Below are 25798 nucleotides of genomic sequence, written 5' to 3'. Positions count from 1 at the left end.
TGTCCGCCGCGTGTGTAAAAGCACGGAGCCGGTATCACACAGCCCCGAGGGGAGATGGGCTGAAAGGCACGCGTTACAAGCGTCCGTAAGGACACGGGGCCGTAAGGCCCCACCTATTCGAAAGATAGCTTTTACGCATAAGGAGGAGCGGGAACAGGCGCTATCCATCCCCGGTTATGCCGGGGTTCCCCGCGCAATCGGATGAAATCAGTAAGGATTGTACCGCAAACAGATGGGCAGCAGTTGGTATATTGTTATGGCATTCGTCTGGACACAGAGTGCATGGACGATGTGTGGTTACAGATTAAGAAAGCTCGCGCCCTGTACAACCAGATTATCGCCGTGATGCGTGAGGTGTATGATGAGATGCAGATATTCGTGCGGGACAGGTTGCCCGCGGAATCACAAGAGCGTTTGCAGCGTATCGAACAGTTGAACGCGGCTTTTACGGCGGCGCGGGCGGACAACGACGAAGCGCGGATGCGGGATGTTGCGGCGCAGCGTCGGGAAACCTGGAAAACGTTATCGACTGACTTGAAGGCGGTTCGCGCAGAATATAAGGCGGAGATGCAGGAGCGGTTCTATTCCAGGGTTGGAAACAACAGTCGTTGTGCGACGTATCAATGTCGTGCGGATGCCGTTCGGGATGGGTTGGGGCAGGCTACGGCAACAGCGATTCTGAACAATGCGTTAACTGCGTGGAAAATGTCCATGGCCCGGGGGCGCCCACCGCGTTTCGCCAGGGGTGAAGAGCGGCAACAGGACAGTTTGACGTTGCAGTTTGCGATGGCGGGTGGTCAACCCATCGAGAAGTTTTTTACGGGTCAGGACCAGAGTTTATCCATTCAATATCCGAAGAAGGGGTTTCGTCGGAAATCCTACAGTCAGTTCCGGTTTCGCCTGGGTGCTGCGAGTGCGGATTGTTATGCGACGGGGACGGTGCAGTTGCATCGGGAGATTCCGGCAGGGTCACATGTCGCCAAGGCGTTTCTGGTACGCTCGAAGCGGGGGCGGCATTGGCAATATGAATTACAGTTGATGGTGACGCTACCGGAACCACTCAATGGTGCGGGTACGCTGCGTAAGAAGCCGTTGGTGGCTATCCATTTCGGGTGGGCCCGTGAAGATGACGGCAGGAATCTTGCGGGTATCAGTGCGGATGGCCATCCGCTTCACGTGCAGATATTGCAGCTTCCGGCAGATGTGGAAGAGGATTTGGCTGAGTCCAATCAGCTACAGGCCATGCGGGACGCGTACCGGGATGAGATTTTTCCGAAGCTGAAAACCGAATGTGCGGATTTGCCACACGATGCGGAAAGTGAGGATTTTCTGAAGCGTCTCTGGGCAAAGTACCGTAGGCTTCCTGTGCAGCATGTTTCGGCGGACCAGTTGCAGCGGTTTGTGTCTGCCTTGCGGATGCGCGAGGAATATCCGTTGCCGAATTGGCTGGTGCGTTGGTACAAGGTGGACAAGCGTCTTGGAGACAGGGCGAAGGCTCTGGCGCGGAAGGCCAGAAACCGTCGGATGTATTTCTATCGTCAGGTGGCTTTGGGCCTGGCTCGGAATTATGAATCCATTCTGGTGGACATGCCGGAGTTGAAAAAGGCCGCCGAGATAGTGGACCCGGTTACGGGTGAGAGAACGGACATGACCAGGAAGGCCCGGAGTGGCCGTGTCGTGGCTTCCCTGTATTCGTTGGAATCCGCCATAAAATGGGCCGCCTGTAAGGAAGGCACCGCTGTTCTGGAATTGGGAAGCGAAGAAACGGTGCAGGATTGTGCATTTTGTGGCGCACACGGGTTACAGTCGGATGCGGAAAATGGTCAGGAGCTCTATTGTCCGGAATGCGGCAGCCGGGCTTCTCGCAAGGCAACAGGGGCCGCTAATTCGTGGCGTATTGCAAACGCGCGTCGGGAAGAACTGGTAACAGATTACTGGTACCAAACCCTGGAATTGCGGCAAAAAAAGATGGTCGCCAAGCAGGAGAAGAACGCGAAAATGGCCGAGGGACGCAGGAAATTTCGGGCGACCCGGTTGCGCGAACTGACAGCTTTGGCCGGATAGGCGGGGATTCCCGCACGGATGGGAAATATCCACCAGATGTGCGGGAATCCCCGTCATTACAGTGCGGGAGTATGCCAAAGCTGCGCCAATTTGGCATATCCGGTAACCCCGATGGGTTATGTTTTCGCTGTGAAACAGGGGTTCGCGGAACGTGCTGGATTTACAGCGGGAAATCATACGGTTACGATAACAGGGTTACAACGGCCATTGCGGGGGCATCGTACTTGCAACTCTTGGAAAAACTGAAAAACTCGGCTAATCCGGCGTTACAACGGCCATTGCGGGGGCATCGTACTTGCAACGACCAAATATGGGTTGGCAAAACCGCTCCAAATTGAGGTTACAACGGCCATTGCGGGGGCATCGTACTTGCAACTTTTTAATTTCGCGGCGGCTCGGGAATATATTGCGTTACAACGGCCATTGCGAGGGCATCGTACTTGCAACGACCCGCGATGATTGTGCGCCCGCGTGATGTAGCATTACAATGGCCATTGCAGGGGCAAGGTGGAAGAGCTATCCCTTATTCTGGGTATACACGTGCATTTCCTCCAGGATAAACATACCTGGCGTGAGGAAGAATAGTGCGATACCGCTCATCAGCAGTGCATCATGAATAAAACAGGAAACGCCGTAAACAATACCCTGGCTGGCAACAGCCTTTGTGAAAAGCATCCCGAGTAGGGTAACGGATATTGCTCCGCCGTAGTTTCTGACCAATGAAATGGTGGACGTGGCGGTTCCGAGATGTTCTCTGGGTGCGGAAAGTTGTGCGGCCAATATCAATGTTTGCAGGGTAAGGCCCATGCCCATTCCGATGAGTATGGTTCCGGAATAAAATCCATATATCCATATATGGGGGTCCGTGGATGTGAGTGATACGGTTATCAGTCCGGACGATGTGATGGGAAGGCCCATTAGCGGGAGTATCTTGTATCGTTGTTTCCTGGATGACCACCATCCGCCGAGAACGGATGATGTCATCATGGCGGCAAGCATCGGGAGCAACATCAACCCGGACGGTGTTGGTTTTATCCCTTGGGCGTCCTGTAGCCAGACGGGGATATACGACAGTGTTCCCATCAAGATGCCGCCCAGTAGTAATGAAGATGCGGCGGATACCACAAACGTCCGGCTATGGAACAGGTTCCTGGGGATGATAGACTGGTTTTCCAGCGTGGCTGCGAAAACAACCGCCAGAACGAGACACACGCCGCCGACAAGGACGTTTCCCACAAGGGGTAAGTGGGGTAACAGGAACAGTCCGGTCAACAGTGCGAGTAACAGGGCGGTTCCTCGAAAATCCCATTTTTGTGGAGTTGCCGGGTTCGGCAGGTATCGAATGGCAAACCATCCCGCCAGAATGCTGACCGGAATCGTTGCCAGGAACACCATGCGCCAATTCATGGAAACCAGCAAACCACCGGCCAGGGGGCCGAGGGTCAGGGCCACGGCGAATACCAGGCCAAACAGTCCCTGATATTTTCCCCGCAAGGATAACGGAATGATATCGCCGATGGCGGCCATGGCCACCACCAGCAGTCCGCCGGCTCCGGCCCCTTGCAGGGTACGGAACAGGACCAGCCAGATGAAACCGGGGCTTAGGGCACAAAGCAGGGTTCCAAGGGTAAAGATGCATTGCGCTATCAATAAAGCGGAACGTCTGCCTTGGGTATCCCCCAGTTTACCGTATACGGGCATGACCAGCGTGGAACTGAGTAGAAAACCGGACATAATCCAGGGCAACTCCCGGGTGTCATGAAATTGTCTGGCGAGGACCGGTAATGCCGTGGAAACGATGGTGGAGTCTATGGCTCCAAGAAATACGGCCAATAACAACGCCGTCAAACCCAATTTGCCGGTTTTATTCAGTCGAAAACTATCTATGGTCAATTAAAAAAATCCCCGAGTGCTGATGCAACCTATACCGGAATTACCGGATTCGCGCCCAAATTTTCGATTCCGGTAATAGGGGTACAGACACATCACGGGGGTTGAGTTGGATACGACATTGTTGGATGAAGTAAAGGATTTGGAGGCGCATCCGGAAAAGATATCCTTTTTTGGTACCTCCGCAGAACTGGATGCTCATCTGGAATCCAGTATCGATGGCATGATATTGGCGCATGACCACGCGATTCAGAAATTGGTTCAGGTAATGGAGACGTTGTTGATGTACATCCGGCGCGGTGACAAGAAACGGTTACTTTCCGCGCACCGGACCTTGTTCGGACGGACAACGGATTTACAAATGGTCGGTATCGAAGTGAGTGCGTACCAGACACATGTGCGTGAGATAGTGGCGTGGGGCAATCGGGAATCCCTGAAATTGATAGACTTTCTGGAGAGCCTGCGGGACGCTGTTGAGCGTCTGAATCAATATGTCCGGCATCTGGACGCGTCCCTGGATACAGGACATCGACTTTTGCCGGAATTCAGTGATGTGGAAGCGAAACAATCTTTCGAAAGTCGGTTGCACACCCTGTTCCTGTTGAGAACCAGTATGGAGCAGACGGCGCAGCAGTATCGATTGTTGGATGGGAAAATCGTCACGCAATTGCGGGAGTGGCGGGAACTGGTAACCAGGGTCATTCCGCTGTGGGTACAGAAGCAGGAAAGTATCCGGCTGGATGAGTCACTGGAACAGTTTTGCAAGGCGTTGAATCTTTTTAACCAGATAAGTGAACAGGCACAAGGGGTATGAACGTATGACAACCACGGAAATTTCAGCTTATAAGGTAAAGCTGGACAAAACACAGCTCTCCGAGTTTTGCCTGGGTGATGGGGACATGGACGAAATTGTCAATCTCGCGGGAACGTTGAATGAAAAATCCATGGATTCCATCTTCGATTTCGGGCGGGATTCCGGGAGCAGTCTGGCGCAGACTCAGGAGGCGTTTTCCCAGGTGCGAACCCTGCATACGGGTGATTTGGACGTGGCCGGTAAGAAAATGGAAATGGTGTTGAGTCTGACCCGGAAATACAAGGTGCATGCCGCAGAGAATCGCAGTCGCATACCGGTAGTGGGACGGGCTGTGGACTATGCGAAAGGATTTCTGTTCAAGACGGTCAACCGAATGGAGGCGGTGGGCACCCAGGTCGATGCTCTGTCCGGGGAGCTGTCGTCCATTCAGGACAGCTTGCGGCGACAAACGACGGATTTCGAGCAGACTTTTGCGCAGATTCAAAAGGAGGCGCATGAGCTTGGGTTGCATATTGCGGCCGGAAAACTCAAGCAGCAGCAGTTGGAGGGTCGCATCAACGAACTCGTGGCGGAAAATTCCAACAATCCGCTGGTACAACAGGAGTTGGCGGATATTCGCAATTTTGTCAGTCGGCTGGATATCCGGATAGGGCAGTTCGTGGCCGCCCAGCACTCGGCTTTCCAGACCTTGGCGGAAATCCGGTTGATTCAGGGTAACAGTCAGGTGGTGGTCGAGCGGTATTACACCATTCGGGATATCGTGTTGCCTGCCTGGCGACGTCAACTGGCGTTGCGTAATGGCCTGAACCTGCAAAGTACGGCCATCCAGATTGCGGATGCGATTGACGACACCACCCAGACATTGTGGGTGGAAAACGCCGCCATACTCCGCAAGAATGTGGTGGAAAGCGCCAAGGCGAACCAGCGGTTGTCCATCAAGCACAGCACTCTGCGCAAGGTGCAGGATGAGATATTTGCGGCCACGCGAGAGGTTGTCGCCGCCAATAAGGAAGGGGCGAACAAACGTCACTCGGAAGAGATGGAAATACCCCGGATGCGTGAAGAATTCAGGAAGCTCCAACAATGACATCATTATCAGTCCTGAATGGCGAGGATTCCTTTCTGCCAGCAGCGGCCCAAACAAGAAGAAACCCACCCTTGCGGGGTGGGCTATAATCATCAACAAACCAACAGATTGCTGATACATGTAACAGTCTGGTCAACCGCCCTAAGATGGTCGATGAGGCTGTTTTCCAACTGTACCAGCGACTCTACGGCGTCGTGGTGTATACACCCATATGTTCCACACCCCGCAGTAAGTTTTATTATTTCTTCATAGGACTCCGAGTCAAACGCATCCTCTGTATTCTTGAATAGGCATGTATTGTAGTCGGAGTCCGGTATGTCGCTCAGGGGGATAATATGGTATTCACCCCCATCCTTGACGATGGTGTACAGCATGGTCCCATCGTCCACCAAGTCCGTTTTTGGTTCCAGGAAACACACCAACATATATTCACGCATTTTTTACTCCTTAAACACGCTGCGGAATTGCAGTATTTACATTACAGAAAATAACGAATTTGAGGACTTTCCCAATAGTCCAGCGTTCGGCATTCAGGTGAAAACAAAAATTCCGGTAATGGTTTTATCCACGCCCTCGGCAGGCAACACCATTACGGAGAAGAAAAATTGGGTAATGTCATCTCATTCAGGTCATCAGCCAACACAGAGTCGGCTGAAATCTCAGAGAAATCTCCCGCAGCACACCTGTTGAACAAGGATGGTTGGTATATGGGTGTGATGGTGGTGCCCGTACATAATGAGGAATCAGAAATTGCGAGTTTTCTGCGACAATGGTCGGCCATTGTTCCTGAGCTCCCTTTAATTCTGGTTTTCGACCGGTGTACGGATAACACTTTGGAGGTGGCGCAACAGGCCATGGAGCCTATTATTCAGGAGGCCACCGAACGGAACAAATCGTTGAGGGTACATTTTGAAATCATTCATGAGAATTCCTATGGCAAGGCGGGAGCGGTTTTATTTGGGTTGTGGTGCGCGGTAAGGTTCGGCTATTCGATGCAACTCCCTGTGATTTTCTGGGATGCCGACAATGAATATATCTTGAAGCGGAGTACTGTTGAAAAGTTGATACATCATGTTTTGAATTGGGGAGGTTTGGGGAGCGCCCGGAGAAGCGGCAGGAAACTTTTCCGCAGCAGGCTGGCCGCCGGGGCCACCCGCATGGCGTTGTCCATGAGCTGTCATCGGAAAACACCGGTGGACGACATCCTGACGGCGGTTCACGCGATGCCGTTGCTGGATGCGTTACAGATTTTGAGTCATTCCAGAAGTTTCGATATGGAAACACGTATTGTTCGTTATTTCATGAAAAGAAACGTGGGAATCTATGAAACCGAAGTGGAATACATCCCGAGAACCATCGGCAAGAAAATAAAGGCTTATCATTTATTTGGCATATTGGTGGCGGCGTTGGGGTTGAGTGGTTGATGGAAACCTTTCTGGGCTGCCAATTTTCTTTTTTCGGTAAATAGAGAACAAAACAGACATATTAGACAAAATGGAGGTTGTGTATGTCGTTAAAAAATGCTGGCTTGGTATCTGTAGTCGTATTTGGTTTGAGTTTTGCGGGACTGGCGGCTGCTGCGACCAATTCTGCGTTGCCCACGATTGGGGTACCGGTTCCAGCCACGGTTATGGCGTTGAACGCATTGCATCCGGGTAAGTCATGTCATGCGGTGGTAGCCTTTGCACCCATAGATAAGGCTGCGTGGGTTAAAGGTTTTAGACCTGTAACGGTCGTTTATCCGCCAGCAGGCTATAAACAATCGCCCCTGGGCAATGTTGCGTCCGGAAAACTCTCAAGAAACGGTTTGGTTATCGCCAAAAGCTGCCGGTATGTGGCGACCCTTATTTCTGGCCTGAGAATATCGGGTTCATCCAGTTAATTCGCTATTTGTCAGCCACACCCGTATCGGGTTTTTCTTGTTCAAAAACCCGTTTTGCGGCGCGGTACCCTTCATTTATCAGCGCCTTGGCGGCGTGAAATTTGAATGTGGAAAAGCCAGTAACGCGGGGTTCGATAAGTATTTCCGGTGGTGAGTGTTCCAATTCCTGGCTGACCAGCCTGGACTGCATCAGACAGTTGGCGTGTCTTAGTGAGCCGATGGGGCCCGGTAGTTTTCCCGTTTTTGGGGGTGTTGAATCCTGGATATTTACGGCGATAATCGGGTATCCGTAGGTCTTGAGAGACCAGGCAAGCGGCAGTGGCGCCGAAACCGCACCATCCAGTAACAGTTTCCCTTGGAAGTGTACCGGCGTGAGTGCTCCGGGAATGGCGATGCTGGCCCGTACGGCCTGTGTAGCGGAACCCGTAGTGAGCATTACCGGCTTTCCGGTATGATAATCCGTAGCGGTTGCGGCAAAGGGGATGGGAAAGTTCTGGATGTCTTTTCCTCGCAAGAAGTGGTTGATGAAATAAAGGGCGCCGGGTCCCGACGAAAACCCGCCACGTATACGGTTGGGAAAGAATATCTTGAGAGAATCTTTCCAGCTCAGTCCCAGCACGATATCCCGAAATGCGCCAGCCGGAGCACCGGTAGCCCAGAACGCACCCAATTCCGCACCGATGGAACAGCCCACAATGGCTTTTATCGGAATCTTCTTTTCTTCCAGATACAACATGACCCCGATATGCGCCATTCCCCGCGCGCCACCGGAACCCAATACGATGGTGTAACCCTCGGACATTTTCGTTCTCCGTAATCCGTGATGCAACTATTACTGGATTTCGTTAATTGGCCAAAACCCGGAGTCTGGTAATGGTTGTGCGGTAATGCCGTCGTTTTTATTTTCAAAACAACCGGATACGTTTATAGCTTGTTCCGGGCGAACCCGTACGGATATACTCCAGCAATCCGGATTCCTTTAAATGTGTCACCATCATCTGAAACGCTTCTTTGGAAAATCCGCATAACCGTATCCGTCGTTTCCAGTCTGCGTTGACAGGTAGGATTTCCAGGAAGTCCTCTGGAAAAATGGTTTTCAACGGATACATGGACCCGGAATCATCAAGGTATCCCACCGTGCAAATTGACCAGTCTCGGATATTCATCTAATTTACGCGAAAAACTTCGTTATTCATGACGGAGATGTAAGCGGCAGTGATTATCTCTGTTCCAATTGTCGAGTTCCTGTATTCTTGTGTATGTTGATTCGCAGAGTCGTACGTTATCGGTTGGAGACCACTCCGGAACAGGATAATCTACTGTTCCGTGCGGTGGGGTGTGTACGTTTTGTCTGGAATCGTGCGCTGGCCATTCAGAAATCCTATTTGGACATGGGATGTGGGGTCTTGTCCTATGTGGAGCTGGCTCGGTGTCTGACCACTTGGCGTAACAGCGATGCTTTTGGTTTTCTGGCAGAATCCCCATCACAGCCGCAGCAGCAAGTGTTGCGTTATCTCGACCGGGCATTGAAGGATGCATTCAACCCCACGAGTCCTAAGCGTTTTCCGGTATTCAAGAGAAAAGGGCGAGATAACAGCTTACGATATCCGGACCCAGAACACATCAAAATCGACCTGAAACCACAGGATGCGGATGGACGCAGGTTACTCCCCAAAATCTTCCTGCCGCGTATTGGTTGGGTGAAGTTCCGCAAGTCCTGTATCATCGGCGGAGAAATCCGCAATGTCACCGTCAGCCGTTCCGGCGGGCACTGGTATGTGGCCATACAGACCGAAAAGGAAGTACCAGACCCCGTGCATCCCGCTACAACGGCGGTTGGTGGCGACCGGGGCGTGGCGAACCTGCTCACGTTGTCCGATGGCACCATGTTCCTGCCTGTGACCGCTTATCGGGACTTGCAAAAACGGCTGGCCAAAGAGCAAAAGAAACTGGCACATAAAGTGAAGTTCTCGGCCAACTGGAAGCAACAGAAGGCCAAAATCACGCGCTTGCATCAGCGCATCGCGGAGACGCGCAAGACCGTACTGCATCAGGTCAGCACCGCCATCAGCAAAAACCACGCAGTGGTGGTGCTGGAAGACCTGAAAGTGCAGAACATGACGGCATCCGCAAAGGGCACCGTGGACGCACCCGGGCGCAACGTTCGGCAGAAATCGGGGCTAAACAAGTCCATCCTCGACCAAGGATGGGGCATGCTCAAACAGATGCTGGAGTACAAGCTCCAGTGGGCTGGCGGCATGCTGCTATTGGTGGACCCGGCGTACACCTCGCAAACCTGTTCGGTATGTGGGGTGGTGGACGCGGAAAACCGTCAGACGCAAGCGGTGTTTTGTTGTCAGCATTGTGGACACGCAGACCATGCCGATGTGAATGCGGCACAGAACATCCTCGCGAGAGGATTGCAGTCAACGGCGGGGCACGCCGGGGTAGCCTGTTTCACGGCATGAGCCGTGAAGTTGGCCCAAACCAAAGGGAATGGGTCAATCGAAGCGGCTTAGGCCGCTGTTGGCAGGAAGGAATCCTCGTCATTCAGGACGAGGAGGATGTCAACCGTTTCCCCGGATAGCAATAACTATAGGGGTCATCACACCAGGGGCCCAGTTCAAGGGTATCGACGGGCTCCTTTGGTATCCATCGATTGGTGTAAAACACATGTCGTTCGAAGTATTTCTCGAACGATGCTCTTCGTGATATAACCGTTTCATAATATGCGGACATTGTTTTCTTTTCTTTTCTTTTCTTGGACACGTACAACCAGAATGAACCCGGCATCAAAACAAGGTGTTCAACAAGGGGGACGGGTCCACCATCCACAAAACCAGCAGGGCCGCCAGCCCATACAGCAGTCCGGAGCCGAATCTTCTGGCCATTTCAGAAGCCTGTGCGGATAGGGGATATCCCACAATTTCCAGAAAGGATTCCAGAATCATCCACCCGTCGAAAGGCGGTATGGGAATCAGGTTGAGGACGCCCAGTGCTCCGGACAGCCCGGAAAGTGCCAACAGGGAATGGTTTCCCACTGCATCCTGTCGTGCGGCCACCACGACAATCAACAATCCGGAAAAGATGAAATTGGCCAGTGGCCCCGCCAGGGCCATCATCATCTTCTGGGTAGCCGAAGCTTCCAGAAAGGGTTTCGATTCGGGCAGGACGTAGGCTCCCAGCAACAAGGGGCGAAAGGTAAATCCCTTTATACGGAATATCCGTGGGCCAAAGCCCACGCCACACTCGCGAATCGGAATCCGGTAAATCTGGAGGGCCACCCAATGTCCAAACTCGTGGATGAACAGGGGAGACAGAAACAGGGCCAGAATGAGTATCCATCCCAACGGGTGCAACATGAATTTATGGGCAATGTCCGCCCAGGTTTCCACGTGATGCATCAATGGAAATACCAGTCGTTGGAGTACCACAACCGGCTGGAATCCAGCACCATTCCGGCATCCATATTGTAAATGAGCGGCCTGGATTCTCCCCGGGTCCACAGTACCAGGCGATTGAACGGGTTTTCCCGGATACCGGCCAGCAGAAAATCTTGTTGCTCCTTGGGTGGCAGGTTTGCCTTTTCCAGAATTTTCACCAGAATGCCCGTATCGGAATCACGTTTATCAGGAACCACATCCACGTTCAACTGCGACATCATCTGGCGGAGATGCGAAATCCTGTATACACCGTTGTGCATCAGGTATCCGTCGAAATAATCCGTTTTCAATGGAAACGGGTGCGCCGTTGCTGCATCACAGGGACCACTCGTCCGTTGTCGTAAATGGACGGCAATTTGCCCTTGTGCTGCGGATTTCCAGTAAGCCAACCGCTCCCTGAACAACGCGGAATAATCATCAAATTGGGCCTGTCCAGCCACACCCGCATACCTTTCCGCGAAAAGACTATCCTGAATCAGTCCCATGAATCCAAAACCGTCCATATTCCCGCGAAGCGCCAGTTCCAGGTCCTTGTCCACGAGATATCGACTATCGGTAGCCACGGCAATAAGACACATAACAACTCCTGCGAAATAACGAGAGGCCATTTACCGGAAATGGCGAATTGGTGTGTAAATTTGGTGGAGATGGGCGGAATCGAACCGCCGTCCAAAAAACGTTTCCCTGAAAAGTTCACATGCTTTTGCATCCCTGTTTCCCGGTACCTCGGGGATGCGCGGGTTACCGGTTTTCTTCGTTATCTTGACCCGCGATACCGAAGACTCTCACGGGTTGTGTGTATTCAGTCGACGGAAACGGTGCAGTCATACACGGGAGATTCCCGTTTCCGGATTACGCTGCTACAGCGGAATCAAAGATGCTGTCGTTGGCAGTTATCTTGAGTTATCGTGTTTTAGGAGCAACGATTATCTCCACATGCTTTTCAGAGATTCTGAATCTTGTCGATACCAGTCATCCCCGTACATCCTGTTACCGGAAACTCCAAATTGGCCGGTGCCCATTCTGTGAGAACAGTCAGCGCCATTGAAATCTTCGGGAAATTACGAGGTGAGCGTTTCCAATCGTTACTTTCCGGTAAACACGTCAATCGGCAATGTTGCCGTGCGTTGAAAAGGAGATTGACATGGGTGTGGTATTGGATATGGAAGCGGATACCGATGAATTTGTCGGGGAGTACATCCGTTTGATTTATCAGAAGCCCGGCAGTAATTGGGGTATCCATCTGGTAAAGCGGGATGATGAGCCGTTACCGGTAAAGGTGACATGTGAAACGTTAGAAACCTTTCGGGAAGGGATGTTGGTGGTGGTATATGGTGTCATGGTGGATGACCCGCGTTATGGTCCGACGTTCCGGGCATCGTCCATGGTAACCTATGTGCCGGACGCGGAATCCTCTTTCGAGGTGTTTTCCGCATGGTTGCGTTCTGGGGTTATCCGGCAGGTTGGCCCAGTGATTGCCAACGCCATTTTGCAACATTTCGGAGAGAGTACGCGGGATATGTTATCGCGGCCGGAACGGTTGAAGGAGGTTTCCGGTATTGGTGACATTACCGCAGAGGCCATTGCCGAAGATTGGAATCGCAAGTCTTCGGATTATCGGCTGGCGGGAATGTTGCACGGTATTGGTTTGCGTGGAGCGGAAATCCGTCAGGTGGTTCGGTACTATAAGGAACTGGCCGCCACAACGGCGAACATGGATGTTGAAGTCTTTGGTCGTCGGATTCTGGAAAATCCCTATCGGTTGACGGATGTGCCTGGAATCGGGTTTCATCGTGCGGATGCCATCGCCGAAAGGCTGGGCATTGCCGAAGAATCTCCGTTGCGAATGGAAGCGGCGTTGGTTTACAGCATTCATAAGCTCTGTGAGGAGCGTGGACACACGTTACTGGCGGAAGACTGGATACTGGATTATGCGAACGGTGCCCAGGTGTTGAACGGGGATTACGAAGCGTTGTTGGTTCCTTTGCTGAAGGATATGGAAACATCGGCGTCACCTTCCGTTATTCCCATGGCCCCTGGGTATCTGGCTCCCCGGAAATATTTCGAGGCGGAGAAGTCCGTCTGGAGCATGGTTCTCGCAGGACAGGAGGGTGTGGGGCCGGTGTCCCCTGAGCTGATGGACCGGGTGTTGGGTGGGCCGCTGTTCCGGTATTTGTCGGAAGAGCAGAAAACGGCCATTCATACCTTGATTCGAGGGCAGTTCGGAGTATTGACGGGTGGCCCGGGAACGGGAAAAACCACCTGTATCAAGGCGGTTTGCCAAGCGCTGGAGTTGTCCGGCAGGAAGGTGCATCTATTGGCACCATCTGGAAAGGCCGCGGCCCGCATCAGGGAAGCTACGGGATATGAAGCCAGTACGATTCATCTGTTGTTGTACAAGATGATGAGTCAAGGTAAGGGTCGCTTCGACAACAAGGATGTCATCATTGTGGATGAAGCATCCATGGTGGATTCCCTGTTGCTGTCCTGGCTCATTACCCATCTCGACTCCGGTAATGCCTTGTTTCTGGTAGGGGATGTGAACCAGTTGCCGTCGGTGGGTCCCGGGCGGGTTTTCGGAGACATTCTGGAGTCCGGGATGTTGCCCGTAGGCCGACTTACGCAGAACTTCCGTAGCGGTGGCATCGAAGGCATTCCCCATCTGGCGGGTTTTGTCCGGGATGCGCATTTACCATCTCCATCCGAAGAAGTCGTATTGCGACAGACAGGCGCGGACCTGATATGGTTCGAGCCGCAGGAATCCGTGGACGAGTGGCTGTTCGAGCTGGCCGAAAGGATTCGGGGTTGGCTGGAGTACGGGGACAGCACGTTGAATGGACAGACCATCCAGGCTCGGGACATTCAGGTTTTGACCCCGACCCGTAAGGGACCTCTCGGGGTGTATGCGTTGAATCGGGTTCTGCGGAATCTGTTGGTGCCGGAATCGGAGGATGTGACACTGGGAAAGGATGACTTTGGTCCGTTGTCCTGGCGGAAGGGGGACCGGGTTATTCAGTTACAAAATGACTATGAAGGTGTGGAACCGCTGTTCAACGGGGACCTGGGGGAGGTGGTGGAAGTTACCCGTGATAGCGTTATCGTATCCTTCTACAAGTTCGAGGATGGACATACGGTAATCTATGACGCCGGGAATATTGACTTGTTGCAGCATGCGTTCGCGCTGACCATCCACAAGTCGCAAGGCTCCGAATTCAGGTATACCCTTATGGTTCTGGCACCCGGACACCGTTTCATGGCCACCAATCCGCTGGTATATACGGGAATTACCCGCTGTCAGCGTCAGTTGGCGGTGCTTTCCACAAAACGGGTTTTCGACCATGCCATTCGTCGTGAGGATGACGTTCGGGAAACCTGTCTATACCGGTTTTACGCCGGATTCTAGTTTTATGGGTCAGCCGCCCTTTACGGGCGGTTCTTTTTCGCCCATTCGCGCGGCAATCTGCCCGTATATCTTTCTGGTCAGTGTCGTCTGTAAGGTAAGAATATCCTGACGTATTTTCATCAATTTCAGGGCCTCCCTGTATCGAACAAGTGCCTCTTTGGAATCCCGCATGACCCGGCCGGGATGTTCCACTCGGGATGGAATGTGAGCACCCCATTTTCTGGGATTGGGGACCCAGCGTATCCATTGCGGGTGCGGGCAATGGGTACAGGGTTTATGTTTGTCACACAGGAAAAAGGACAGGGTTACCGGATTCTTCGTTTTTTGCCATTGTGGGATTTCAAAAGCCAGTTGCTGTAATCGCGTGTCCAGAAAACGTAACAGACGCATTTCCTCGACAACGGCATGTTGGATAACCCTTTCGCGATGTTCCCGGGCCGTGTCCCAAATATCATCCGGCATTACTTGCCCAATCGGGGTACTTTAACATCTGCTGAATGTGCGGCCCCGCCCAGTCTGAAGATGGACATCTCCATCGTTTGCGTGAGTTTCAGCAGATTCGCCCTGCGCCGTTTCAGGTAGTTGAAATTATTTCTGATTTCCTGATATTCCGGGGCACTTATGTGGGCTTGTACCCAGGGTTCCTTGCGTGGTAACCGGGCCAGTACCGGATGTGGGCACCCTCGGCAATCGCGGCCGCAAGGGTAATAATGCACATAGGCATAATCCACTCCAAACAGATTTCGCAACCGGGTTTGCGTGGCGGCGATGTCCTGTTCGATGCGGGCAAATTCATTTTTGAGTTCCTCGCAAAGCATCATGATTTGCGCATCGCGACGTTGTGCGCCGGACATGGCGTTGGAAACTTCTTCGACGAGATTGTGTTTCGGCATGACGTGTTCCCGGGGCACCCGCCGACAGGCAGGTGAGATAGCGCTTTTCCCGGACTCCTTGTTATCGTTGTTATGGCTATCGTTCGTTCAGGTAATCTATTTACCGGAATATGAAAATTGGCGGATAGAAAAACGGCGCCGGATGGCGCCGTGTTGTTTAAAGGAATCCGGATACTTTCAATGCGATTTCCAGGGATTCGTACACCGTTATGCCAGATACGGGTTTTCCGTCACCGTCATGGGCCCCGGAAATGCGATAGATATGAGGGACCCCGGCGTTGATGGCTTCCCGTATATGGGGCCACCGGTCATCGGCGTAAAAAGCGGGCTTCAACGTCTTGAGAATGGTTTCCTTGGATGGCGCATCATTTGGGTGGTTTGTGTGTAGGCTCTCGGCCTGGTGTACCACAATGCCCGGAAAAGTCCGGTTGAACGCCTGCCTGCGGGCATCGAGCGCCAAGGTTGGTACACTGGTTACCACGTGTACCGCATATCCGTTATCCAGCAATTCCCGAACGGCTTCGGCAGCTCCCGTATAAAAAGGCAGATTTCCCCACGCCTCTGGACAGTTGAATGCGGTCCAGACCCGGTTTGATTCGGAACCCGTCAAGCCAAAGCGGATGTGCAGCGGGAATGCCGTATTCAGGCTGTGTATCTCACGACCCAAGACGGTACTCGCGAAATGGGCCCATCCCGAAACGAAATCAACCAATACCTGGTCCGAGTCGATGGCGATAATTTGATTCAACTGAACCCCTTTCTGTGAATAGTGAGGATTACGGGTTGCACGGATAATCCGACGCAGTCTTCCCATGGTTGGAATAGAGTCGTTGTTCCAGCACGGGATAGATGGCATCCGTCAATCCGGACAGGGGCGCTGACCATACCTTTTCGGCAGGAAACCCGGGGCATAACCTGCGATGCTGGCGAATGACAACCAGCCAGTATCGGATACGCCCGTTCTTCCAGATTTGCGGGAATTTCCGACTGTCCCGTAACCGGTTCAGTATGAATATACCAGTATTCGGACTATGCGTATCCCCCGGTAATGGGATAAGTTGCAGACTGGGATTGCCGGCAGACAGCCGTGTCGCAAATGCTGGATAGGTGATGTCGGTATTCTCGTCAAAGAGGGTTTTATCAACAAAGAGCACATCTCTTGGATGAAACAGTCGCATCAATGGTTTCTCAGAAAGGCCCGGGCTTCCACCAGTGCTCGTTGAATGTTTCCATAAATCATCACGGAACACTGTTCTGCCACCATGAGGTTGACCGGATTGTCGAAATCCTCGACGAGATACCCGTTGTCATCCAGAATGTTTCCAGTATTCTCATCTACCGTCCCACCATTTTCCAACGCCCATTCCGTCATGGTATGCGGTATGGTTCGGTAACCGATAACCGGTATCCGGTTGGCCCAGGCGTGAGATACTTCCACCACGGTACCGGAATCCGGTTCATCTCCACGGAATCCGGCCAGATTGGCCACCACAATATCACTGGACCCCACCTTGACCAGATTCCCCATGAACAATATGCGGGAAACGCGTCGCTTTTCCCGCATGTCCAGGCCGGATGAAGCCGTTTTCAACAAATCGACCTCCGGATTCACCGGAAAAACGGGTTCAAAACCCAATCCGTCACAGATATTACGGATTCGTTTGCAAAGAGTACTCCAATGCGGCATGAATATATCCGGACCGGAAATGTAAATGCGTGGATAGGATGACAATCGAAAACCCCCTGACAATATCTCCTATTACCGGAAATATAAAATTGGAAAGTTTCTAAAGTCTTTCCCTGGGGATTGGATTGGGGATTGTGTCGGTATCCATGTAACTTTCCCAGAAAATCTGTGCCATTTTCATCAGATTATTTCCCAGGTTCTGGAAATCATCGATGCTCCAGGCGCCGTTGGTTCCTATGACGGGCCACTCCTTGACTTCGATAAGGTGACGGTGAATCTCGTTACCCTCCAGAATGGACACCTTGACGGGATATTCTCCGATTTTGCGCAGGACGGCGGCCTGGTAGGCGGATTGCCAAACGGGATAATCCGGGCAGTGTTCCCAAAACCGGTAAGGGGCCTTGACCTCAATCAATATCCCTTTTTCCGGAGAGTATCCGTCCAGACTTACGCGACTGTACGGCGCACACTCGGCGTACCCGCAAAGTTGTTTCAGTTCACAGTTCCAGGTTTCCTCCGCCAGATTCCGGACGATGGGTTCCACCCGGTGTCCCCGCTGAAGGTGGTGGTTGCGCGGGTCCAGCGGTGGCAGTAATCCGTGCTTGTCTTTCCATATCTTGCGGGGGGTGGTAACCCATCCCGGGATGTTTTCCTGTGGCGGAGAGACCTTGTCCACCAGGGATTCCGCCAAGGGACGCAGCCAATGTTTGGCTCGGCAAGCCAGACTGTATATCTCGCTTCCGCCGATACCCCGTTTTCGCCAGGATAACCACTCTGCGCTGCCCTGCGGCAGTAGAGATTCTTCAATGAGCATCTGGTTATGTCTTGTCGTGTGACTGGAGTCTGAAATCATGCATCCATTGACGGTATTCCCGCTTTCTTTCCAGAATTTTTTTTTCCTGTTGCTCCGCCAACAAGCGCATTTCTTCCTTTTTCTTTTCCTTCTCCTGTCGGTGCGCCTGTTTGTTCTCGATACGCCGCACATAACGCTGAATCTTAATCACGTCTATATTCGAGATGTCGTTTCCGGCACTGTCTGCGGCCAGAAAATACCGGGTAATTTCCGGGTATTCATCCGATTTTCTGGCGATATCCTTTATATCCCGCAAGTCGGCCCGTTGTTGGTAATACCCTATCAACTTTCCGCTTTGGATGATATCAATAAAGACCACACCATCAAAAATGAATATTGTCGTGCTTACCATCGCGATACCAAACCCATGACAGAGTACCGCTGCAACACCAAACCTATGCCAGAATATAGCGTCGAGCCAGATGACCAATGACAGCACTTCAATGATTCCCGTCACAATAATCGGGTAATTTAGCGGGTTCCATTTTGTATACGGATGATATTCAAGTGTTGTCATTACTGCTCCCGTTCTGTTTCAAACGAAATGTATGCATCCACTGCATGTATTTCTGTCGTTCCATGCGTTTTTCGGTTTCCAGTTGCCATTTCTTCCGCTGTTTTTCTTCCATTTTCTGCTTCTTTATCAATTTTCGATAATGTTGTCGCAGCTTGTGTTGATTATATCGCTCAATGATACGGGCATCCAGATGCGTGATGTATCTCCCATCATTGTCCGCGTCGAGAATATATTGGGTTATCTCGGCATCGAGGGTCTGGAAATCCAGAAAAGCGGAATTAACCGGTTCCAGGTCATGACGAATGCCGCGATGATTCATCATCAAGGATGTGAGGTGGGATGACGACAGGAGAAGAATAGCCGTATCGAATCCCATGAACATCGTCGAGAAAACCTGTAGCCAATGGGGCAACTGCGGTACGAGAAGAAAGAGACCATAGTCCACCAGGCCGGTCGTCAGTGAAACGACCCCCGTGGCGATGACAGGATAATTAAATGGATTGTACCGGGCATTCCGGCTGTATTTCAGTGTGGCCATTCTCCAATTACCGGAAACCTCAAATTGGGATGAATCCATGTCAATTCGAAAAGTTCAGTAATACCTCCAGCGGTAATGTCGCCGTGTGTTCGAGGGAGAAGTACGATGAGATGCAATTATAATCCGCAGTGGCGGAAAATTGGGAAGGGCGTCATGGTGGGACTCGAATTGGAGTTCGAACATGACTCAGGGCCGGATATGGTGGATGCTGATTATTCTGAGGTGTTTACCGAAGAAGAGTTGTCGTACCTGGCCGCTGTCAAGGAAGACGGGTCCGTGGATGGCGCGGAGTTTGTAACCCAGCCCGCGGCCTATGACAAGCACCAGGAATATCTTCCTGGGATTTTGCGGAAGTTGCATGACTTGGGATTCTACGCAAGCCATTCGTGTGGACTCCATGTGCATGTGGAGCGGCCTGAGAATAATGAGTTGCGGGTACGCAACATCCTCAAGGCCATAGTAAGAGCATCCACCGAGGAATGGGATGACTTGTTTTATCGGGTGCAGGGGCGGGGCAGCACCCAATACGCTTATGAGGAACGGGTTAGGGACTGCCCGGTGTCAGAGTATACACGGGACTCCCGGGTAGATAAGTTCTTGCGGTTTAACACATTACACCAGGACACCTACGAGTTTCGCCAGGGACACGGTAGTATTCGCATCAGTCGCGTGATGCGTCGGATGGAATTGGCCATGTCCCTGGTAGAGTGGGCAAAAACCTGTTTCCAGGATATTTTGGAAACCAAGAATCCCGCCGAGGAACTCGCTCTTTACCGGGAATGGTTGTCCGCCCAACCCGGGTATCCCGTGTTGACGGGGTTCCTTGAGTCCTGTTGAATCACAACCCCGGCCTTGTGCCGGGTTTTTTATCGCCAATTCCGTGAAACCCTGTCGGGATACGCAAGACAAGAAAAACCCGGCACAAGGCCGGGGTTGTTGCTGAACTGAGTGGGGCGGCAAGCCGCCCCAAACCCCCTCAGAACGGGGCCGAGTGCCGGCTCTGGCGTCCGCGAGCAGCGGAACGACTGGAACCACCGGAACGACTGGAACCACCGGAACGGCTGGAGCGGCTGGAACGAGAACCGTTGGAATGGCCGGTTCCGCGGCCCTTTTCCAGGATTTCCAGTTCCATGGGTCGGCAGACCCCGGAGTTCGGGTTTTCGGCATCCGGGGTGAAATACCCCGCTACCCGGATGCGGTCACCCTTCTCCACGGAGTCATCGACCCCGTCCCGGGGCTCACGGGGAAGGAAGATGGTGAGCCACAGCTCGGCCGCTTCCTCGAATCCCTCTCCATCCCGTTTCCGGGCGTGAATGGGGAGTTTTATATAGCGCCCCTCGCCATTCCGCCCCTCGAATACTTCGTCCACTGCTACGAAGCCATATGCCTCGATTTTCATTTGACTACTCCTTGGGGATTGTCCCCTCGAACACGCGGCAACATTACCGCTGGAGGTATTACTGAACTTTTCAAATTGGCGAATGGCAGTGACTGCCATGATGATGGATATTCCAGTAAGTTTCATGGATATCCTGGACAACTTCGGGTTGGAAAAAACGCTGGCGTGGTGTGGAATAGCGGATGTTGCGGATGACGTGTGGCGCAATCTGGCGTTGGAATTTCTGTATATTGTGCCGGATTTGGGAGTCATGGGTTCTTATATCCTGTCCCGGGTTTCTTCCGGGGAGCAGGCCAAGACGTCTGGAATGTTCCTGGATAATCTCTTGAGCGGAAAATCCGCATATCTGGACATACCGGCCACGGCGTCGGAAAGGTTGGCCCTGTGGTGGTGCTTTCATCAGCCTGCGGAAACGGATGACACCGGGTCACACTATCTCGTGCAGGTGATTTACTGGACGGCGAAGGTGTCCGTGGAAATGGCAGAGCGGGAGCTGGAACATGCGGATATGCCTTCAGAGATGAAGTCAAGGCGCAGGAACCAGATTATCGACCGGGCTTTGGAACACGTCTATGATGAAGCCTTCCGGTTGTTTCGCGAGTGTATCGAAACGCACTGAGTATCCAACTAGCCGGGTTCAACCCGGCTTTTTTAATTTCAGATTCCCGTAAGCAATGCGGATTGAGTTTAATAATGGGTATAGTAAATTTTGTTCGCCGATTGGTGTTTTATCAGATATCCGGCTTTCAGCAATCGGATAAAGGAATCATAAGCAATCTCTCCCATGATGTGGTTTCTGGCTGATTCCAGAACCAGGGGTTTACCCGCCATGATTTCTCGAAGTATCCCCCCCATCTTCAACTCCGTGAGGATGTATTTTTCGGAATGTATTTCGGTGTCGATATGCATCGATGTCCTCCGGTTTTGGCTTCGTTGCCCGAATTCCCATTACCGGGATTTCCCATTTGGATTGTGAATTTTTCATTTTCGGTAATGGATATGAAAATCAGCCACGCTTAATGAGAGAAGTAATGATATCACCAAATTGTACAATAATCCGCAAAATGGGCGGCTATGCCCCTACATACTGAGAACACACGTTCCCCGGTGGGAGATGATTATTTCATCCCGGTTGCTGAAAAAATATTGAAACACCCTGATTGTGGCAATAGAGAGTACTGGGCCTATCAGTTCATTGAGCCTTTGCGTCAGGTGTATGCCTGGGAAATTACCGCTGTCGTCATGGGTCTGGTCCCCCGGAAATGGAACTCTTTTCATAATAGTTTGTTGTCCGCGCAGTGTGGTTGGTTGATGGTGATGGGCAATCCTGGAATTGTTTCCTTGTCCGACCTGTTATCCCATTGGTTGGCGGGTTTGTTCGTGTATTACGGGTGGGACGCCACGAAAACCCCAACGGAGCGGGCAAAACTCGCCTGTAAGGCGTTGTACGCATTCCGGGACAGGGTGGTAGCCATCGCCCCTGAACAACGTAAACACGCGCTTTCTGAAGCGTTCACGCAGGCGCATACGGCCATCGGGGAGTCCCCTTGTATTGATGATGGGGAATCCCTGCGAATGTATCTCACGGAAACGGACAAGCCCGTGTCCCTGTCCTTGCGTAATACCCTGGACAGGCTGGAAAAGGACGGTGCGTCCACGGATTCCTGGAAACAGGAACGGGAATCATTACCCTGAAACGGAAGTTCGGTCATGGCGAACAGGTTTGGCGACAATCGGCATTTCATTCAGAAGGCATTGATTCAACACTTCAGTTCCAGAGGTGGTGGTATATTGCTGGACAGGTTCGGGGGGCGGCAGCAACTGTCTCCGCGCAGTGTCTACTGTGGTAGTCAACTTTTTCCGGACAATGTAGAGGCGGCCATTCACGATATCGAGAAGCACATCAGTCGGGTTTTTCCCATTCATCTGGATTCGGAATCCTTTGATATGCGGCAACATCTTTTTTCTTATGTTCGTCTGGCTCACAGGGGGGGTTACAGTGTGTTGCCTCGGGTATTGGTCTCTGCTGCCGTTTTATTGTTGTTTTCCACGTTCAGCCGGACGCAACCCCTTTTCTTTTTCAGTGACGCCAGGCCAGAGGACGGGTTTCCCCGTTTTCGGGAAACATCAGACGGCAAACTGGAGATGGCGGTGGCCAGGTCCTTGTGGGAAGACAGCATGTCCGCCCTGATTGTGCGTCTGGACAAGCTTTCCGCGTACATTGCCGACCTGGAACAACTGGAACGCGCGGGGTTGGGGGCCGGGCTGTTCACCCTGAAAGACCCCGTACTGGCGTTGAGTGACAATCCCGTATTGTATATATCCCCGGGTAGTGGGAAGGTGCTACCCGCGAGTTGTCTGGGGAACGACCCGCAGCCCGGAGACACCCTGGTATTGCCGGTTACTCCTGAAAGACTGCTGGTGATTTACTGGAAGAAACCGGCGCTGTCAGCTTTGGAAAGACAATCCGCCTGGCCGGAATGGATAACGCGAAACGCGTTCATGCAGATTTATCTGCCAGCAAGACTGGAATCGCTTTATCAACCTCTGCAATCGGATATAGCACAATATTTCTCGACGATTTATGCCGAGTTACGGCAAACGTCAGACTAACTTATCCGTGACGGATTTCCGCATAGGCATCGCGGAAACGGGCACTGGAAATGGTGACGGGTACGCCATAATGCAAAAGCCGATAAGTAACCGGCGCCGAATCATAGGGTTGTTCCACACACCCGGCGGACTGTGGAAAACCATACCTGGCTCGGGGATAGTAATGGATGCCGCGTCCATCATCAAAATAGTTGACCCACAGAATATCCGGGTCATTGTATGGTTGCCAGGTGACATAGTGTCCGTCAACCGTTCCACGTGCGGGCATCATCAATCTGGACCCTGCCCATTGCGGTACCTGTTTTCCGGCCAGGCTTTTCCATACTGCGCGACTGATAGGAACCGGAAATACCCCTCGCATGGTGGTGGACGGTAACCGTTGATAGACGGGCCAGGTACCCTCCGGAGTGGAACCCAATACGCCAGTGTTGACGACAGTACCCCAAATCCAGCCATTCAGAACGACGAAACCCTGTGATTCGTCGCCAAAGGAATGCGGTACGAAATGCATCCCGCGTTCCCAGATGTGCATCTGTTCCGGTTGTCGGGTACCCGATGCCTTGGTGACATATACCCACTCCCAGCTCCACGCATTCTTTTTGGCACACCGGGAAAATAGTTTTCGAATAATCGACGGGTGCAGGTTTCCCTCGGAGATGCCCTGTGGACCTAACAGGCCATTTTGTCGTTCGAACTGAATAATTGCCCCGCGGATGAACGGGTTGTGGCGGTTCCAGGCGTAATCGTCCGCTGCCTGCTGTAATGGTTTCGGCACTGGAAACAGAAAGGCGTCGTGTCGGATACGTTGCCCATGACAACCCCGGATATACGCCCGGGTCAACGGCAAATATCGTAACTCCTGTAATCGGGATACAATTTGATGAAACGTGTACGTTTCATGAACAGGATAACCATAACCCGCAAAAGCGGATATACTGAACACGTTGACTATCAACCCCATAAGAAGAGAAACGCCATGCCGCCGAAATCTTTCCAATTCCACACTCCAATTCCATGAATAATCCCGTTTACCGGATTTCTCAGATTGGACGTGGGATAATCGAACAGAACGACATCGTTGGTCGACTTCTGGAAAACAGTTATTCTGTCAATAAAAACCCCGCATAAAGCGGGGCTTGAGACTTAGAGAAACAAGCTTAAAGAGGATATATCCGGGGTCGTTACCCGTTTCACCAAATCCTCGTCCGGATATCCGAACTTCTCCGCGAATGTTATCGCGGCGGACACATCCACCTCATCCTGGGGAGAAGCCCACATCCGGAATTCCAAGGTTTTTGTTTTATGAGTCATGTTCAATGGAACATACCGAAGATTATCTCGGAATTCGGAGTTGGTTCCGAAGATACGACAAACATCCAGCAATGTGATGTTGTCGTAATATTGGCAGACGGTTGACCAGTACGGGCCATCCTCGTCATACAACTCCTCTTCGGTTTCCAGTGATGGGAACGTCTCGCAGTACTCGTTTGGGTAGCGCCCGAACAGACTTCCGAAATCGTTCGATTCCAATGTTGCCAGGCGGTGCCAGAGCACCGCGAAATATCGATGGGAATCCTCACGAGACGTTTCTCGGACTTTCATCCCATCCACATGAATGTGCATCCCGCAATCGGGATGCCCCAGATGGATAAACCCGTCTGACTGCAATTGTCGGAAGAATCCCGCCCAATTCTGTTGCCGCATCATCTTCGATGCCATTGGCCGAGAAATCATCTCCAACCCGAAGATATGCCCACACCCGGGAATGGAGCCATCTTTTTCGAAGACAAATAAATCTGGGTTTATTCTTGATTTGTACAGGGTTTTTTCCAAATATGCGCAGAATTGCCCCACGCCCCCAAATTTTTCGGGGGCCAGAAGTGATGGAGCAAACTCTATCTCTACCCCCAGAACCTTCTGGTGAGACCTCCCGGCTTTTTTAAACTTCTTACTTCCGGAAGAGTGATATTCATACCACATAAACCACCTCCAACATGAACACACGGCGACATTGCCGATTGCTGGAGTTACCGGAAATGGTGAATTGGCTGTCAGAAGCGAATCACGAATATCAAATTTTCAGTAATGAACATTCCACTCAGGATAGCTTTCACATACAGGAGGCGGGCAGGCGCTATCCCTACCCGATGGTGGCATCGGGGTTCCCGCGAACAGAACATGTCAAAATTATCACGAAGCGCTATAGCCGTATTCATGGCTTTGGTTCCGGCACTGGCGTTTGCTTCCGGGTATCCGTTCATGCCGCATTTGGGTCCTGGACCCGTTATTCCGCCTGCGCGTCAGGTGCAATTACCCAACATGTACAAGTTGGCACCCATTCCCCCATTCATGCCGGTTATCTTTCGTAACATGCGGAAATTGGGCATCACTCCCGCGCAAAGGCGGGCGTTGATAGGCTCCTTGAAAGGGAATGAGCTGCTTATGGAAAGTGCCATGTCCACCAACCGGACATTGCACGAGGATATCCTGAATAATGTTACCGGCGCATCATTGCATGCGGCCATCGATGCCGTGGCCAAAAGCCAAGACAATCTTTTGCATCATAGTGTGGCTGCCGACGAAAAAATACGGAAGATTCTGACACCTGCGCAAATGACAATGGTGGTTTCCCTGTATCGGGAGATGGAGTCAGCTCATCAGCAATCATCAAGTCCTACGAACGGCGTTCCTTACTGAAATTAAATTTGCTGAAAA

28 protein-coding genes and 1 other RNA gene are annotated in these 25798 nt (G+C 52.0%); 12 read left to right on the top strand and 17 right to left on the bottom strand.

The genetic code is table 11. The features are described 5' to 3' along the window. Positions 1–282 precede the first annotated feature (282 nt). Positions 283–2064 carry a hypothetical protein gene (locus ACJU26_RS09835; RefSeq protein ID WP_414039481.1) on the top strand — a complete coding sequence of 594 codons (1782 nt, stop codon included), beginning with the start codon at positions 283–285 and terminating at the stop codon, positions 2062–2064. 516 nt (positions 2065–2580) lie between these two features. On the opposite strand, the gene ACJU26_RS09830 is transcribed toward ACJU26_RS09835, so the two are convergent. Next, positions 2581–3957 (bottom strand): MFS transporter, encoded by a 1377-nt coding sequence (locus tag ACJU26_RS09830; RefSeq protein ID WP_414039480.1) that lies wholly within the window; start codon positions 3955–3957, stop codon positions 2581–2583. Between the two features lie 106 nt (positions 3958–4063). Here ACJU26_RS09830 and ACJU26_RS09825 point away from each other — a divergent pair, with 106 nt between their 5' ends. Both ACJU26_RS09825 and ACJU26_RS09820 read left to right on the top strand, forming a co-directional pair. Then, entirely contained in the window at positions 4064–4768 is a 705-nt protein-coding gene (locus ACJU26_RS09825) for a hypothetical protein (protein WP_414039479.1), read from the top strand. Between the two features lie 4 nt (positions 4769–4772). Further along, complete coding sequence (locus ACJU26_RS09820) at positions 4773–5855, top strand: toxic anion resistance protein (RefSeq protein WP_414039478.1); 1083 nt, start codon at positions 4773–4775, stop codon at positions 5853–5855. A 92-nt stretch (positions 5856–5947) separates the two neighbouring features. On the opposite strand, the gene ACJU26_RS09815 is transcribed toward ACJU26_RS09820, so the two are convergent. Then, positions 5948–6292 carry a hypothetical protein gene (locus ACJU26_RS09815; protein WP_414039477.1) on the bottom strand — a complete coding sequence of 115 codons (345 nt, stop codon included), beginning with the start codon at positions 6290–6292 and terminating at the stop codon, positions 5948–5950. A 168-nt stretch (positions 6293–6460) separates the two neighbouring features. Between ACJU26_RS09815 and ACJU26_RS09810 the strand changes: the two genes are divergently transcribed. Together ACJU26_RS09810 and ACJU26_RS09805 are read left to right on the top strand one after the other, a co-directional pair. Then, positions 6461–7279 carry a glycosyltransferase gene (locus ACJU26_RS09810; protein ID WP_414039476.1) on the top strand — a complete coding sequence of 273 codons (819 nt, stop codon included), beginning with the start codon at positions 6461–6463 and terminating at the stop codon, positions 7277–7279. A gap of 83 nt (positions 7280–7362) precedes the next feature. Then, positions 7363–7737 carry a hypothetical protein gene (locus tag ACJU26_RS09805; protein WP_414039475.1) on the top strand — a complete coding sequence of 125 codons (375 nt, stop codon included), beginning with the start codon at positions 7363–7365 and terminating at the stop codon, positions 7735–7737. Positions 7738–7741: 4 nt separating this feature from the next. Here ACJU26_RS09805 and ACJU26_RS09800 read toward each other — a convergent pair whose 3' ends face one another. Beyond that, positions 7742–8539, bottom strand: a complete 798-nt coding sequence (locus ACJU26_RS09800) for a patatin-like phospholipase family protein (RefSeq protein WP_414039474.1) — start codon at positions 8537–8539, stop codon at positions 7742–7744. Between the two features lie 457 nt (positions 8540–8996). Between ACJU26_RS09800 and ACJU26_RS09795 the strand changes: the two genes are divergently transcribed. Continuing rightward, on the top strand, positions 8997–10205 hold the full coding sequence (locus tag ACJU26_RS09795; protein ID WP_414039473.1) for an RNA-guided endonuclease InsQ/TnpB family protein: 1209 nt from the start codon (positions 8997–8999) through the stop codon (positions 10203–10205). A 324-nt stretch (positions 10206–10529) separates the two neighbouring features. Here the strand turns inward: ACJU26_RS09795 and ACJU26_RS09790 are convergent, their stop codons facing one another. The 3 genes from ACJU26_RS09790 to ssrA all read right to left on the bottom strand — a co-directional run bounded on the left by ACJU26_RS09790 (position 10530) and on the right by ssrA (position 12160). After that, entirely contained in the window at positions 10530–11141 is a 612-nt protein-coding gene (locus ACJU26_RS09790; protein ID WP_414039472.1) for a site-2 protease family protein, read from the bottom strand. Beyond that, positions 11141–11758: a hypothetical protein gene (locus ACJU26_RS09785; RefSeq protein WP_414039471.1), complete on the bottom strand. Its 618-nt coding sequence runs from the start codon at positions 11756–11758 to the stop codon at positions 11141–11143. Before ACJU26_RS09785 ends, ACJU26_RS09790 begins: the two co-directional genes overlap by 1 nt. Before the next feature lie 61 nt (positions 11759–11819). Further along, positions 11820–12160, bottom strand: a transfer-messenger RNA (tmRNA) gene (gene ssrA / locus ACJU26_RS09780). 164 nt (positions 12161–12324) lie between these two features. Between ssrA and ACJU26_RS09775 the strand changes: the two genes are divergently transcribed. Beyond that, positions 12325–14583: an AAA family ATPase gene (locus ACJU26_RS09775; RefSeq protein WP_414039470.1), complete on the top strand. Its 2259-nt coding sequence runs from the start codon at positions 12325–12327 to the stop codon at positions 14581–14583. A 9-nt stretch (positions 14584–14592) separates the two neighbouring features. On the opposite strand, the gene ACJU26_RS09770 is transcribed toward ACJU26_RS09775, so the two are convergent. The 7 genes from ACJU26_RS09770 to ACJU26_RS09740 all read right to left on the bottom strand — a co-directional run bounded on the left by ACJU26_RS09770 (position 14593) and on the right by ACJU26_RS09740 (position 19071). Continuing rightward, on the bottom strand, positions 14593–15045 hold the full coding sequence (locus ACJU26_RS09770) for a hypothetical protein (RefSeq protein WP_414039469.1): 453 nt from the start codon (positions 15043–15045) through the stop codon (positions 14593–14595). Further along, the gene (locus tag ACJU26_RS09765; RefSeq protein WP_414039468.1) at positions 15045–15476 is read right to left on the bottom strand and encodes a hypothetical protein; all 432 of its coding nucleotides are present in this window, start codon (positions 15474–15476) and stop codon (positions 15045–15047) included. The genes ACJU26_RS09770 and ACJU26_RS09765 overlap by 1 nt, the downstream gene beginning before the upstream one ends. Before the next feature lie 157 nt (positions 15477–15633). Next, positions 15634–16224: a hypothetical protein gene (locus ACJU26_RS09760; protein ID WP_414039467.1), complete on the bottom strand. Its 591-nt coding sequence runs from the start codon at positions 16222–16224 to the stop codon at positions 15634–15636. A gap of 429 nt (positions 16225–16653) precedes the next feature. Next, positions 16654–17208 (bottom strand): nucleoside 2-deoxyribosyltransferase, encoded by a 555-nt coding sequence (locus ACJU26_RS09755; RefSeq protein WP_414039466.1) that lies wholly within the window; start codon positions 17206–17208, stop codon positions 16654–16656. A 55-nt stretch (positions 17209–17263) separates the two neighbouring features. After that, the gene (locus tag ACJU26_RS09750) at positions 17264–18016 is read right to left on the bottom strand and encodes a YqaJ viral recombinase family protein (protein WP_414039465.1); all 753 of its coding nucleotides are present in this window, start codon (positions 18014–18016) and stop codon (positions 17264–17266) included. Beyond that, on the bottom strand, positions 17982–18533 hold the full coding sequence (locus tag ACJU26_RS09745) for a hypothetical protein (RefSeq protein WP_414039464.1): 552 nt from the start codon (positions 18531–18533) through the stop codon (positions 17982–17984). Before ACJU26_RS09745 ends, ACJU26_RS09750 begins: the two co-directional genes overlap by 35 nt. Next, entirely contained in the window at positions 18520–19071 is a 552-nt protein-coding gene (locus ACJU26_RS09740) for a hypothetical protein (RefSeq protein WP_414039463.1), read from the bottom strand. The genes ACJU26_RS09745 and ACJU26_RS09740 overlap by 14 nt, the downstream gene beginning before the upstream one ends. 105 nt (positions 19072–19176) lie before the next feature. Between ACJU26_RS09740 and ACJU26_RS09735 the strand changes: the two genes are divergently transcribed. Beyond that, complete coding sequence (locus tag ACJU26_RS09735) at positions 19177–19908, top strand: amidoligase family protein (RefSeq protein ID WP_414039462.1); 732 nt, start codon at positions 19177–19179, stop codon at positions 19906–19908. Positions 19909–20047: 139 nt separating this feature from the next. On the opposite strand, the gene ACJU26_RS09730 is transcribed toward ACJU26_RS09735, so the two are convergent. Next, positions 20048–20470 carry a hypothetical protein gene (locus ACJU26_RS09730; protein ID WP_414039461.1) on the bottom strand — a complete coding sequence of 141 codons (423 nt, stop codon included), beginning with the start codon at positions 20468–20470 and terminating at the stop codon, positions 20048–20050. A gap of 97 nt (positions 20471–20567) precedes the next feature. Between ACJU26_RS09730 and ACJU26_RS09725 the strand changes: the two genes are divergently transcribed. Next, the gene (locus ACJU26_RS09725; protein WP_414039460.1) at positions 20568–21089 is read left to right on the top strand and encodes a hypothetical protein; all 522 of its coding nucleotides are present in this window, start codon (positions 20568–20570) and stop codon (positions 21087–21089) included. Between the two features lie 68 nt (positions 21090–21157). Here the strand turns inward: ACJU26_RS09725 and ACJU26_RS09720 are convergent, their stop codons facing one another. Continuing rightward, positions 21158–21379, bottom strand: a complete 222-nt coding sequence (locus ACJU26_RS09720) for a hypothetical protein (RefSeq protein ID WP_414039459.1) — start codon at positions 21377–21379, stop codon at positions 21158–21160. Positions 21380–21544: 165 nt separating this feature from the next. Here ACJU26_RS09720 and ACJU26_RS09715 point away from each other — a divergent pair, with 165 nt between their 5' ends. Beyond that, complete coding sequence (locus tag ACJU26_RS09715) at positions 21545–22165, top strand: hypothetical protein (protein ID WP_414039458.1); 621 nt, start codon at positions 21545–21547, stop codon at positions 22163–22165. 15 nt (positions 22166–22180) lie between these two features. After that, positions 22181–23083 (top strand): hypothetical protein, encoded by a 903-nt coding sequence (locus ACJU26_RS09710; protein WP_414039457.1) that lies wholly within the window; start codon positions 22181–22183, stop codon positions 23081–23083. 1 nt (position 23084) lies between these two features. On the opposite strand, the gene ACJU26_RS09705 is transcribed toward ACJU26_RS09710, so the two are convergent. Beyond that, entirely contained in the window at positions 23085–23930 is an 846-nt protein-coding gene (locus ACJU26_RS09705; RefSeq protein ID WP_414039456.1) for a L,D-transpeptidase family protein, read from the bottom strand. Positions 23931–24226: 296 nt separating this feature from the next. Next, complete coding sequence (locus ACJU26_RS09700; protein WP_414039455.1) at positions 24227–25063, bottom strand: amidoligase family protein; 837 nt, start codon at positions 25061–25063, stop codon at positions 24227–24229. A gap of 198 nt (positions 25064–25261) precedes the next feature. Between ACJU26_RS09700 and ACJU26_RS09695 the strand changes: the two genes are divergently transcribed. Next, positions 25262–25780, top strand: a complete 519-nt coding sequence (locus ACJU26_RS09695; RefSeq protein WP_414039454.1) for a hypothetical protein — start codon at positions 25262–25264, stop codon at positions 25778–25780. The last annotated feature ends 18 nt before the right edge of the window (positions 25781–25798 follow it).

The organism is Acidithiobacillus sp. M4-SHS-6 (genome assembly GCF_047421495.1).
GTDB lineage: Bacteria > Pseudomonadota > Gammaproteobacteria > Acidithiobacillales > Acidithiobacillaceae > Acidithiobacillus.
The sequence above is the reverse complement of the archived record's forward strand: the minus strand, read 5'-3'. Positions and strand labels throughout refer to the sequence as shown.